Annotated in this window: 10 protein-coding genes; 4 read left to right on the top strand and 6 right to left on the bottom strand. The window is 51.9% G+C overall.

Annotation, left to right across the window (positions count from 1 at the left end):
* Positions 1-4: 4 nt before the first annotated feature.
* From DEV76_RS16385 to DEV76_RS16375, 3 genes are read right to left on the bottom strand one after another with little or no spacing between them, the layout of a single operon-like run.
* Complete coding sequence (locus DEV76_RS16385) at positions 5-895, bottom strand: DUF5017 domain-containing protein (RefSeq protein ID WP_109698984.1); 891 nt, start codon at positions 893-895, stop codon at positions 5-7.
* A gap of 2 nt (positions 896-897) precedes the next feature.
* On the bottom strand, positions 898-2,466 hold the full coding sequence (locus DEV76_RS16380; RefSeq protein WP_109698983.1) for a RagB/SusD family nutrient uptake outer membrane protein: 1,569 nt from the start codon (positions 2,464-2,466) through the stop codon (positions 898-900).
* A 47-nt stretch (positions 2,467-2,513) separates the two neighbouring features.
* Entirely contained in the window at positions 2,514-5,675 is a 3,162-nt protein-coding gene (locus DEV76_RS16375; RefSeq protein ID WP_109698982.1) for a SusC/RagA family TonB-linked outer membrane protein, read from the bottom strand.
* Positions 5,676-5,927: 252 nt separating this feature from the next.
* Between DEV76_RS16375 and DEV76_RS16370 the strand changes: the two genes are divergently transcribed.
* The 4 genes from DEV76_RS16370 to DEV76_RS16355 all read left to right on the top strand — a co-directional run bounded on the left by DEV76_RS16370 (position 5,928) and on the right by DEV76_RS16355 (position 8,318).
* Entirely contained in the window at positions 5,928-6,941 is a 1,014-nt protein-coding gene (locus tag DEV76_RS16370) for a LacI family DNA-binding transcriptional regulator (protein WP_109698981.1), read from the top strand.
* 143 nt (positions 6,942-7,084) lie between these two features.
* Positions 7,085-7,471 carry a DoxX family membrane protein gene (locus DEV76_RS16365; protein WP_109698980.1) on the top strand — a complete coding sequence of 129 codons (387 nt, stop codon included), beginning with the start codon at positions 7,085-7,087 and terminating at the stop codon, positions 7,469-7,471.
* Between the two features lie 20 nt (positions 7,472-7,491).
* On the top strand, positions 7,492-7,809 hold the full coding sequence (locus tag DEV76_RS16360) for an ArsR/SmtB family transcription factor (protein ID WP_109698979.1): 318 nt from the start codon (positions 7,492-7,494) through the stop codon (positions 7,807-7,809).
* Positions 7,809-8,318, top strand: coding sequence for an SRPBCC family protein (locus DEV76_RS16355; protein ID WP_109698978.1), 510 nt, complete (start codon positions 7,809-7,811; stop codon positions 8,316-8,318). Before DEV76_RS16360 ends, DEV76_RS16355 begins: the two co-directional genes overlap by 1 nt.
* A gap of 79 nt (positions 8,319-8,397) precedes the next feature.
* On the opposite strand, the gene DEV76_RS16350 is transcribed toward DEV76_RS16355, so the two are convergent.
* From DEV76_RS16350 to DEV76_RS16340, 3 genes are all read right to left on the bottom strand, one after another.
* On the bottom strand, positions 8,398-9,261 hold the full coding sequence (locus tag DEV76_RS16350; RefSeq protein WP_198652092.1) for a DUF4886 domain-containing protein: 864 nt from the start codon (positions 9,259-9,261) through the stop codon (positions 8,398-8,400).
* A 447-nt stretch (positions 9,262-9,708) separates the two neighbouring features.
* Complete coding sequence (locus DEV76_RS16345; RefSeq protein WP_109698976.1) at positions 9,709-10,485, bottom strand: hypothetical protein; 777 nt, start codon at positions 10,483-10,485, stop codon at positions 9,709-9,711.
* A gap of 206 nt (positions 10,486-10,691) precedes the next feature.
* Positions 10,692-12,119 carry an MFS transporter gene (locus DEV76_RS16340; RefSeq protein WP_157962931.1) on the bottom strand — a complete coding sequence of 476 codons (1,428 nt, stop codon included), beginning with the start codon at positions 12,117-12,119 and terminating at the stop codon, positions 10,692-10,694.
* Positions 12,120-12,169 lie beyond the last annotated feature (50 nt).

The raw sequence follows: 12,169 nt of genomic DNA, 5'->3' as shown, positions 1-12,169 counted from the left end.
CCTGCTATGGTGTAATGGTTAAATTAATTTCACGGGTGAGGCGCTTTTCGCCGTTATACCGTACTGCCGATGCTTCAAACACTACTTTGTAGGTGCCCGGCTTCGTGTACACATAACTGTGCCCCTTTAGTACGGTACTTACATTCTTCAATGCCTGTCCTGCATCCGGAGCAATTTGCCAGGGGTTGAAGCCCTTGCTGATCACCCAGTCTTCATTATCAGCCACGGTGGCACTGCTGTTTTGCATTAGCAGCTGTGCAGTGCTGATGGTCCACACGCGGTCGGGATTCTTAACATCCACCTGCTGCCAGCCGCCGGTAGCCATCAGGGCCAGGGGTGTCACCACTCCGTCGTCAGATACATTGGTAGCGCTGAAGGTACGCACCGCCCAGAGGTTTTGCCCCTGTGGCTTTTTAGTGTCGGTGTACCGGAAAGCGACATACACCGGTGCGGCATCCTGCTGCGGACGGGCAAATTCTTTCAGGCTTACCACACCGGAAGGTGTATTATCAGCGCCGGTAGAAAACACAGCACGGTCCGTGATGTCCGTCCAGGTAGCGGCCTGCAGATCTGCCACGGTAGCCTTTCCGGAGAAGTTGTTCGACACCATCAGTTGCAGGTTGGGATAGGTAACCCCATTGCGCGTGAAAGTGGAAAACGAAATCTGCAGATCGTTGGCGGCGCTGGTACGCTTCCTGAATTCGTAATTATGGCCCGGTTCACCGGAAAAGAAGGTGATATTATCCGGGTTGCCTTCGAAGGAGAACCTTACGGTATCGCCCGCTTTATAGGTGAGGGAGCCGGCCTTCACTTCAAAACCAGGCATCTCCACTTTGTCTTTATTGCAGGCCGCCAGCGCCATGGCTGCGGCTAAAGTATATAAAACCTTTCGCATGATTACCAGTTCGGGTTTTGCGTGATGAGTTTGTTAACCGTGATCTCTGTGTTCGGAATGGGGAATACGAGATTGCGTGCGGTCACGTTTTTAGCGGCATTAGCAGCGTATCGGAAAGCAGCAGGCGCCGTAGCGGTGATTTCCGTGGCGAGCGACTGCATCTTCGAAAGATAAAGTCCCCAGCGGATGAGGTCGTGCTTGCGCATGCCTTCAAAGGCCAGCTCACGGGCGCGCTCATCCTGCACATATGCCAGGAAAGCCGGCTTATCCATACCCGCCGGTGCATCTGCCGTGGCATCAGGAGTACCCACGGGCTTGCCATAACCTCTGCGGCGCACCTGGTTCAGCGCATCGTACGCAGCAGCAGTGGGGCCGTTTATTTCATTCTCCGCTTCCGCTTTCATCAGCAGCACATCGGCATACCGGATCACGGGGAAGTTGGTGGAATTGTAAGACCGGTTCTTGGGCGTGGCAGTTTCGTATTCACGGCGCCATTTGCCTACTGTACGGTCGTATACCTGTGCGGCGGTGTAGTTCGTTTTTGTGGTAACGCCATTGGTAATTACATATTTGTAGGGAGCAATGGCCCAGTCGCGGCGGGGATCATCGGCGGCATACATTTCAAACATCCTGCCTGTGGGGTGGATGCCTCCGCCGCTGTAACCGATCTTATCATCCGCACACTCCAGCCCGTTCTCGATACCAACAGCGCCGGCCAGCTGCGTACTGCCCAGCTGGTTGCCAAACATACCGATCTCCCAGATGCACTCCTGCAGGTCGTATTTATCCTGCGAGTGATTGATGAAGATCTGTTTATAATCGGGGTTGAGGGAATGGCGGCCGGAAGTGATCACCGAATCGGCATAGTCGAGCGCATCTTTATACCGCGCCGTTTCCTTCAGCGGCTCCCCCGCCATGGTGAGGAACACCCTTGCCAGGATGGCCTGTACGGCGGTTTTGGTGACGGTTTCGTTGTATGAATAACCGTTGATATCGCTCACCAGCTTTTCGGCTTCCTGCATGTCTTTCACAATCTGCGTATATACTGCCTTCACGGTGGCGCGGGGCAGATAGGTATCGTTCGGGGATTGGGTGGATACCAGTTTCAGGGGCACGCCACCAAAGTTATCCACCAGCAGGAAGTAATAGTATGCGCGGAGGAACAGCGCTTCGCCACGGATCACGTTGCGGCGAGTTTCATCCATCTTGGGCTTATGCAAATTCTCGAGGAGCAGGTTAGCCCTGTCGATGCCCTGATAGGCAGTTTCCCAGAAGCGGCCCACATCGAGCTGGCCGGCATCAAACTCCATTACCTTCAGGCTATTGATGGTGATGTTCTTGTAGAAAAACTCGTCGCTGATGGCGAGGTAGCTGAATAACCCACGGGAGTACATACGCCCGAAGTTATCGATCAGGCGGTTGTACACACCGTTCAATGCACGCCTCAGGTCGCCCTCGGTATTGTAATAGTTTTCGGGCGTCACGAAATCTTCCGGTTCTGTTTCGAGGAACTTCTTACAGCTGCTCATGGTGCTGGCGGCAAGAAGTAAAAATATCAGGATGCGCTTCATAATCGCAGTTTTTTAAGTGTTGATGTCATCGGCTTAAAGTCCAGGCACTACAGTGTAAGATCCAGCCCCAGCGTGAGGGTGCGCGCCTTCGGGTAGGCCGACCAGTCGAAGCCCGGTGTGAGGGCCGTGTGGCGGACAGACACTTCAGGGTCCAGGCCGGTGTAGTTCGTCCAGGTATACAGGTTCTGTGCAGCAGCATATACGCGCAGCGATTTAATGTTGGCGCGGCGCAGGAGCTTTTGCGGCAGGGTGTACCCCAGGGCTACGGTTTTCAGGCGCAGGTAAGAGCCGTCTTCGATGGTGCGGGAAGAATATACCTGCGGGCCCTGTCCGCCTACGCGGTACAGCTCGTTGGTCTGGTTATCCGGCGTCCAGCGCTTTTCGAACGATTTGAACATGTTCAGGTAATTACGCACCACATCTCCCCCTTCGAACTCTATTCTGTTGGCATTGAGAATATCGTTCCCGTAACTCCACTGGAAAAACACGTTCAGGTCAAAACCGCCGTAGGTGAAGTTATTGGAGAACCCGCCCACATGTTTGGGATTGGGATTACCGATAATGGTGAGGTCGCTGTTATCTACCTGTCCATCGTTATTGATATCCTTATACTTTATATGCCCTGGTGTGATGTTAGCCCGCGGCATAGTATTGTTGGGTACTTCATCCTTCAGCACATACGACCCGTTTGCCAGCTTGTTGAAATCGCTGTACTGGTATACCCCGTCGAACAGGAAGCCGTAGAACTGCGCGATGGGCTGGCCGGGAATGGCGATGTAAGGAAAGGCGTTATTGAAGTTACCCCAGGTGATGCGCGTAGCAAGGCTCGGCTCATCATCATTCAGCTGCACCACTTTATTGCGGTTGAAGGAGATGTTGAAATTGGAGGTCCAGCTGAATTTCTTCGTCTGCACATTGGTTGTATTCAGCGTAAACTCCAGGCCCTGGTTGGATACCTTGCCCACGTTACGGAAACCGTTGAGGTAGCCGGTGGAGCCGGGCAGGGTGGCGAGGAGGAGCAGGTCGCGGGTATTCTTCTTATAATAATCGGCCGTGAAGGCGATACGGTTGTTGAAGAATCCGAGATCCACACCAATATCTGCCTGCTCGGTAGTTTCCCACTTCAGGTTTTTATTGCCCAGGTTATTGGGGATGATGCCCGCCTCCATATTGTTGCCATAGGAGTAACCGGAATAGATATACATCTGGAGTGACGAGAGATAGGCAAAGTCGAGCACGCGGTTATTACCTGTTAAACCGTACCCTGCACGCACCTTGGCGTCAGACAGCCAGGGGATGTCTTTCATAAACTGTTCCTCGCTCAGCCTCCATGCGAAAGCGCCTGAAGGGAAGTATGCCCATTTATTGCCCGGCGCGAATTTGGAAGACCCGTCTGACCGGAAGGATACGGTGAAGAGGTACTTCGAATCGTAGGTATAGTTCACACGGCCGAGGAACGACATGAGCGCGTTCTTCGACTTCTCGTTAGGCGCAGTGGAAACAATGCCTTCATCCAGCCCGCTCATGCCCAGCGCTTCGTTGGGCACCTGCGTGGAGGTGAAGCCATGGCGGTAGGTGGAGATCTTCTGCAACGTCATACCCGCTACTGCATTCAGGCTGTGTTTCTTGTTGAAAGTACGCACATAGCTGAGGGTATTCTCGTTCAGGAGGTTATTGGTTTGGATATTATCGATAGATCCGTTTACGCCCAGCGCACTGCTTTTCGGGTTGCCGAGGCGGGTGTTGGAATTATTGAAGATCTCGCGGCGGATGTTGGTTTTGGTCATACCGCCTGCAATACGTAGCGTGGTATATTTCAGTGGTTTAATTTCCACGTAGGCATTCGTGACTAATGTATTGTTGAATGCGGGATTGTATTCGTTACGGGTGGAGATGATGGGATTGATGCGCCATTCGTTCAGCGGGTCCACATCAGGGTCGAAAGGCTCATCGAGCAGGGCCGCATCGTTATCCGCGTTGCCCGTTACCGGGCGGTAGCCCCATACGCTGTACATGAGGCTGGCGGTAGGACCGCTGGCCGGGCCGCTCACCGTTGAACTGGCGAAGATGCCATTGGTTTTGGTGCCGGTATAATTGACGTTAATGCCAGCCTTTACATAGTCGCTGATCGCCTGGTCAATTATAGCGCGGCCCTGGTAGCGGCGGAAGCCGCTGTTGATGATGATCCCGTCCTGCGAGTAAACGTTGCCGGACAGGGAATACTTCGTTTTCTCATTACCACCGCGGAGCGAGAGGTTATGGTTATGACCGATGGCGTTGCGGAAAACCTGGTCCTGCCAGTTGATGCCTTTCACGTTGCGGTAATCTTCCAGTGTTTTGCCGTCTTTCAGGTAGATGGGCGTGTACATGGTGGGGTTCATCTCCAGCTGGTACTTTACGAACTCATAGGGGTCCATCATTTCCTGCTGGCGGAGGTTCTGCATCATGCCTACCCATGCCTGATAATTGACAACCGGAGCGCCCGATTTGCCTTTCTTGGTGGTGATAATGATTACCCCGTTGGCGCCGCGTGCACCGTAGATGGCGGTGGCGGAGGCATCTTTCAGGACTTCGATGGAAGCAATGTCTGCCGGACTGATGACGTTGTTATCCGGGCTTTCCATGGGGAAACCGTCTACCACATACAGCGGAGAGTTTTCCTGTGTAACGGAGTTGTTGCCGCGTATCACGATCTGCATGCCGGCTCCCGGCTGCCCGTCGGGCGCAGAAACCTGTACACCGGCCACGCGGCCGCCCAATGCCTGCTCAAAGCTGGCAACGGGAGCTTTCTCCATGTCTGCCATCTTCACTTCCCCTACGGATCCTGTGAGATCTTTCCGCTTCACCGTACCGTAACCGATCACTACCACATCGTTGAGGCCTTTAACGGAAGGTTCCAGTTTGGTGTTGTAAACGGTAGCGTTGGGTGCGAGGCGTGCCTCTTTGGTGTGGAAGCCCACGAAGGAGAATACGAGCACCGCATCAGTCGATTGCGGGATGCGGATGGTGTAAACCCCTGTTTCGTTGGTCATAGCCTGTGCTTTGCCGCCTTTGAGGACAATCGTGACCCCGGGGAGCGGCTCCCCCTCCATGTCTGTAATCTTGCCGGTGATGGTGCGTGCCGCGCCCTGGGAGGGCTGCGTTTGTGCATAGGAAAGGAAAGGCACCACCATACACAGCATTAGCATTAAAAAGATCTTTGCGTTCATAAAAACCAGCTTGTTTTAGTTAATCTATGCATGCAGTGCGGTAACTCCGGAACATTCCGTAAACGTGGCATAAGCCGGCACCGGATAGCCGGTGGTGAGCAACAGCTTTTTCATACGTGTGAATTTGATTGATTGCCAAAGATTGTAACTAACAGCTATTCCGCGAACAAAAAAATGACTTTTCCCATATTGGGAACATTCCCAATTTGCGGGAATGTTCCCACCGTTTCAAATATTTCGTTTCTTAGCGGAATGAAAAGACACCAGGTTACCATCATCGATATCGCGAAAGAGCTGAACCTGTCGAAGTCCACCGTTTCGCGGGCGCTCACGGGCCACAAGAGCGTAAAACCGGAAACCCGGCAGGCCGTACTGGAGCTGGCGGAGAAGCTGGATTACCAGCGGAATATGCTTGCCATCAGCCTTATTACCAATAAAACGAATACGATCGGCATCATTGTTCCCGAGTTTAAAAGCTCCTATTTTCCCACGGCCATCATCGGTGCGCAGGAAGTAGCCAGCAAGGCGGGATACTCAACGGTTATCTGTCAGTCAGACGAAAGCTATGAAACCGAAGTGGCCAATACGCGCGTAATGCTGGCCAACCAGGTAGATGGTATCCTCGTGTCTATCACCAAAGAAACCCGTAATTACGACCATCTGAAGATCTTCCAGCGGAAAGGCATTCCCATTGTATTCTTCAACCGGGTGTGCGATGAAATGGAAGTGCCCAAAGTGATCGTGGACGATTACGACGGCGCCTACCGTGCCGTGAACTACCTGATAGAATCGGGGCGCAAACGCATTGCCCACCTCGCGGGGCCATCTTCCCTGAAGATCAGCGAAAGGCGCATGAACGGCTACAAAGCAGCCTTACGGAAGCATAATGTGCCGCTGGACGAAGAGCTGCTCATTTCCTACGACCTCAACATCGAAAAAGTAAAGATCTACGTTACCCACCTCCTGAACCTCGACAACCGGCCCGATGCCATCTTTGCCGTGAACGACCCTACCGCCATCGAAACCATACAGGTGATCCGCAAGCGCGGGCTGCGCGTACCGGAAGATATTGCCGTGGTGGGCTTCAGCAACGACTTCGTATCCGGGCTTATTGATCCTCCCCTCACCACCGTTTCCCAACCCGTAAAAGAGATCGGGCGTACCGCGGCTCAACTGCTCATAGAGCAGATCAGCCGGGAGGTGGCCGACTGGAAATCGGTCACCAAAATCCTCAAAACGGAACTGATCGTCCGCAAATCTACCTGACGCAGCACGCCTCCACGGGGTTATCGCGACAGGCAGCGGGGGCATATGCGACTTTCTTTGGATAATCTGCAGAAACATTTTGCGAAACCATTTAGTTGCACTTATATTTGCAACCAGATGGTTTCACTACAAACACACTTACTATGAAAACAAAAGCGATTATTCTGACAGTTTTATGCGCACTCACCGGACTGATGTTCATCAATGCGGGCCTCGATAAATTCCTGCACTATATGCCCATGCCGAAAGACATGCCGGAAAAAATGATAAAAGCCGGAATGGCCTTAATGGAAGTAGGCTGGATAATGCCGCTAACAGGCGCAGCTGAAATACTGGGCGGAGCACTGCTTATTTTCCCAAGGACCCGCGCATTGGGTGCGCTCGTGCTCATCCCGGTACTGGCGGGCATCCTGCTGACCAATATCATGATGGCCCCATCCGGCCTTCCCATTGTGGCAGTAATCCTTGCCGTGATTGGCTGGGCCATGTATGAGAACCGCGCAAAATATCTTCCCCTGATCGGGAAATGAGTTGACATAAAGGCACCCTTATGAGAAGAGATATATTCCAGGCGATAGCCGACCCTACCCGCCGGGCCATCATAGCACTGATAGCCGTACAGGCCATGACGCCCAATGCCATCGCCGAACATTTTGAGACTACCCGGCAGGCCATATCCAAACATTTACGGGTACTGACGGAGTGCGACCTTGTAAAACAGGAGCCCCGCGGCCGGGAAATCTATTATCTGCTTGAGATCGATAAGATGAAGGAGATAGACAAATGGCTGGAACAATTTCGTAAAGTATGGGAAACGCGATACGGACAACTCGATCAACTTTTAATTACCCTCAAAAAGAAAAAATAATGAAAAACAATCTGCAGTTCGACTTCATTGCCGACAAAGCCAATAACACGCTCACCGTACGCCGTGAGTTTATGGGCGACCGCCCGCTGGTATGGGATTGCCATACCAAAAGAGAGTTACTCGACCAGTGGTTTGCCCCTGCTCCGCTTACCACCAAAACCAAATCCATGGATTTCCGCGAAGGCGGCCACTGGCACTATGCCATGGTAGAGCCCAACGGCACGGAATACTGGGGTTACGCAGCATACCACAAGATCCAGCCGATCGATTACTACACCACAACCGATTCCTTCAGCAACGAAGCCGGGGACATCAATACCGACCTGCCCACTGCAGAATGGATCGTAACATTTACCGACAAGGGTGAAAACACCGTGGTGGAAACCGTGGTAACCTACAAATCGCTTTCCGATCTGGAGAAAGTGATCAATATGGGCATGGAAGAAGGTATGCTGGCCACACACGCCAAACTCGACGAGCTGCTGGAGAAACTCACCGGCAGGAAATAAACATCAAGTAATACAGCCGCACAGGCTTTAATGCAGAACGGGCCCCTTACAGGCCCGTTTTGCTTTTAATGATGTTGCACTACAATCCCGCCACAACCTGCCTGAATTTCTTCGCCATAGGTGCCGGAACTACGTCTGGCCTGAAGTGTACTTTCTTCACATTTCCTCCCAGCAATGTCTGGTACCACACCAGCGATCCGAGGTAGCAGCCCGCTTTATTGGCATGGTTGGGATCAAAGGCCAGCTTACCATTGGTCCAGGTATAACCGATATGCAGGGAGTTGGTTTGTTTGGGTAACTGACCCGCCTGCGCATTTGCAGTATCAAAAGCGGGATCTTTCTGATAACGCCACTTTTTGCTGGTTTCCATAGCCCTGAATGCATCGCCCGATGGGATGATGGTAAGCCCCAGATCAGCGGCGGCCTTGTGATAGGCGGCCCTTACATGCTCATGCATTTCTTCGGCGTTCTTTGCACGTACTTCCCCGTTTATTCTGCCAAAGCTTCTTGCATCGCTGCGGTATGCCCAGATCTGGTGGATGAATATCTTAGCCTCCGGCTGCAGCGATCTGATCATTTTAACCAGGTTGGTGGCATAAGGCTCATAAGTACCCGGATCTCCTGAAAGCAGGGAGTACTGCTGAATGGTTACGATATCCCATTTGCCATCGGCCAGCATCTCGCGGAGCGACTTCCCTTTATAAGCCTTTTCATTGGCTTCCGCCAGCTTCCAGTGCTTTTCCAGCGAGCAGCCGCCCAGCTCGGCGCGGCCCAGTTCCAGATCCATTCCTCCCTCCTTTGCCAGTTGGGGCAAAAATGCCGACGCATTCTGTGAAAAACTGTTGCCGATAATAAAAAGACGTACTTTCTTACCATCCTGTGCCTGTACTGAGATGCAGATACTCAACAGGAGGATGATGCCTAATTTGAACTTCAATAACATGGTGATTCTCGTTTAAGGAAGCGATGAATGTATTACATACAAGTTGATTATCCAAACAGCAGCATTGAATCAGGACAAACTTCCCCTGTGAAACAGGATCAGTAATTCCGCCTGCGATTATGCAGGAATAATGGTCATATGTATAGATAACGGGAGCATTTATCATGTGAATTCAAGCTTATTTGAAGCAGGTATCTACGGGACAACCCGGGGACAACTATGGGTGAAACTGCAATCTCATGTGCCTGAAAGGTGGACTTGATGCGGAGGTGATGCGGAAGTGTGCTGGAAGTAAGGTTAAGCGGAATGCAGGCAGTGTAAGAGAGGATTGGGCGCCTGCTGCCCATGGGAATGGCTTGCGGAGAGTGTGCCTGCCGGGTAGATTGGGGTTCCGTATGTTTTGATAATGAATTATTTACAACAAAATATCCCTGTTATGGCGATATGCTATTCCCGTTGGATCAGGAGCTCCCCGTTTTGGGTGGGAGCAGCATGGCGGCTTGGTACCGCTGGCGCAGTGGTTAATTGTTTACGGGGTGTGTTTTTGGTGAGGGGGGTTACCTGCGGCTGCTCTTCTATTACTGCCACAATATCTGCGGCAAAGTACTTCCGGTCGCGGATATCAAATTTATCGGCCGCAAACAGCCGTACTTGTACCACCACCAGCAAAGTACCTTTCCCGGGAACATCTACCGACATTTCAGCGCCTTCGAAGGATTGGGAGGATTCGTCCAGCGCTATGTTCAGTACGGCTGTGTCAGTACCTGTTACAGTACGGGTGCCGAAATCGATCCGGGTGCCGATGAGCTTTACTTCCATGCGGACTGCATCTCCATAAGCCTCGAGCTTATATCCGGGAAGGCGCAGCCTGCCGTCTTTCGCAAATACAGGCTGTTGGCCAAAGAACTTTTCCACGCCGGTATAGCCATTGAAGCGGAAGTTCTTCAGGCCGGCATGGTTATTCCTGCCTGCATTAAGGATGTAGCTGTTGAGGCGGTTTACGAGAACCTTGTCCGGAAAGATGTTTAATTCAGGAGCAAAGGCATGCCGGATAAGGGCGCTTTTCCGGCTGGCCGCGCCAAACACTTTGGCAGCGCGGCGCGTGTTTTCAGTTTGCCGCACCGTTTCAGGCACCGTGCGCAGGCAGTGCCTGCCGTTGCGCTCGTACGAGATGATATTACCCAGCCGGCCTTTAAATGGAATGAGTGAATCTAAGATTGCCATAACATTGATATTTTGTGATGCTGAATGTACGAAATGCCCACCATGGCTATTGCAGGGGCGATTGGTGGATATCTAATGCCTCCATATCAGGGTTTGCAGTATCACGAAAAGCCGATGCAATCTGGCTGAATATTTTCGAAGGGGAATAAAGTCGGGGTTAGATGATTTCGAAAAGTTCAATCTCACCACCCCGCTCCTGAAAACCTTTACTCCAGCGCAACTGCATGCCTGTGTTTTGCATCACGGCTTCCTCCGGGAAGCATCAACAGCATGGCGGCAACAAACACCATACATACAATCCCGGCTATAAGGCCATTGTCCAGCGCTGATTTGTATGACGCAGCAGTATCCCGGAATACAGAACTATAAAAAACGCCTCCTATGATGCTGATGCCAAGCGCAGAGGCGATTTGCTGAAAAGTGGAGAAGATCCCTGCCGATGTGCCTGCATAGCGGGTGGGAACATTATCCAGAACAATGTTCAGCAAAAAAGGAAGCACCATTCCGTTGCCCAGTCCATACAAACCGATGAGCAGCATATGCAGGATGGGCTGGTTGCCCGTATTGAACATTTTAATCTGTAATACGAAGCTTACAAAGATGATGAGCAACCCGGCAAGTAATACGTTCTTCCCGTGCTTCACCAGCAATCTCGAAGCCAGCATGGCGCTGCCCATAAACAGGATGGCATGGGGCACGAAATAGAGTCCGCATGCCAGTGCGGAAATACCCGGACCGTTCTGCAGATACACCACTACCATCAGCAGGTACGCGGTATGGAACATGAAATGAAAAAGCACCGCCAGCAATCCCAGCAGGAAATTCCTGTTTTTGAACAACTGCGTATCCATCAGCGGGTGTAAGTTTGCAGCAGTTTTCTTTTGCTGGTCGTAGTAGAACCAGATACTTACAATGCTTCCTGTGGCGAGCAATAATATGCTCCATGCAGGCCAACCTCCTTCCCTGCCTTCCGTAATTGCATAAATGAAGCTCCCCAGACCCGCCAGCAGCAGCATGGCTCCTGAGTAGTCGAAACGCACGCCCGTTACTTTTTGTGTTTCCGGCAGGTACTTCCGGATAGCCCATAATGCCAGGATGCCCACTGGTACATTGATGAAGAAGATCAGCCGCCACCCTTCAATGGCAGTTTTAGTTTCTGCGAGATAGCCTCCGAGCACCTGGCCAATGATGGCGGCAATACTCAGCGTCATACCATACCAGCCGATGGCTTTGGCACGCTGCTTTTGCTCCGGGAATAATTCCTGTATCAGCGCTATAGACTGTGTAACCATGAACGCAGAACTGACACCCTGCAGGAACCGCGCGATGTTTAGTTGCAGCATGGATTGGGCCAGTCCGCATATGCACGACGTAACCGTAAAGAAGAACATTCCCCAAAAGAACACCTTCTTCCTGCCCAGATAATCCCCTGCCCTGCCTCCGATGATGAGGAAACAGGCGCTTCCCAGCAGGTAGCCTGCTATGACCAGCTGCATCTCTCCCTGTGAAGCATGGAGATGCTGCTGAATAGTGGGGATGGCAATATTGATGATGAAAATATCGATCACATACAACAGCGGCGCTGTCAGGATCACAAGCAGCACGAGCCACCTGGAATGTTGTTTACCAGCCATGATTGCTTCCAAAAATTTAAGTGGATGATTAAATGATGGAGCAAAATTAC

The organism is Chitinophaga deserti (assembly GCF_003149455.1).
Lineage (GTDB): Bacteria > Bacteroidota > Bacteroidia > Chitinophagales > Chitinophagaceae > Chitinophaga > Chitinophaga deserti.
Note: the sequence above shows the minus strand (reverse complement) of the source record. Positions and strands in the feature narration are given on the sequence as shown.

Excerpts from the sequence above, each read along its gene's own strand:
- DEV76_RS16385 (WP_109698984.1), bottom strand. The coding sequence starts at position 895 with ATGCGAAAGGTTTTATATACTTTAGCCGCAGCCATGGCGCTGGCGGCC.
- DEV76_RS16380 (WP_109698983.1), bottom strand. The coding sequence starts at position 2,466 with ATGAAGCGCATCCTGATATTTTTACTTCTTGCCGCCAGCACCATGAGC.
- DEV76_RS16375 (WP_109698982.1), bottom strand. The coding sequence starts at position 5,675 with ATGAACGCAAAGATCTTTTTAATGCTAATGCTGTGTATGGTGGTGCCT.
- DEV76_RS16370 (WP_109698981.1), top strand. The coding sequence starts at position 5,928 with ATGAAAAGACACCAGGTTACCATCATCGATATCGCGAAAGAGCTGAAC.
- DEV76_RS16365 (WP_109698980.1), top strand. The coding sequence starts at position 7,085 with ATGAAAACAAAAGCGATTATTCTGACAGTTTTATGCGCACTCACCGGA.
- DEV76_RS16360 (WP_109698979.1), top strand. The coding sequence starts at position 7,492 with ATGAGAAGAGATATATTCCAGGCGATAGCCGACCCTACCCGCCGGGCC.
- DEV76_RS16355 (WP_109698978.1), top strand. The coding sequence starts at position 7,809 with ATGAAAAACAATCTGCAGTTCGACTTCATTGCCGACAAAGCCAATAAC.
- DEV76_RS16350 (WP_198652092.1), bottom strand. The coding sequence starts at position 9,261 with ATGTTATTGAAGTTCAAATTAGGCATCATCCTCCTGTTGAGTATCTGC.
- DEV76_RS16345 (WP_109698976.1), bottom strand. The coding sequence starts at position 10,485 with ATGGCAATCTTAGATTCACTCATTCCATTTAAAGGCCGGCTGGGTAAT.
- DEV76_RS16340 (WP_157962931.1), bottom strand. The coding sequence starts at position 12,119 with ATGGCTGGTAAACAACATTCCAGGTGGCTCGTGCTGCTTGTGATCCTG.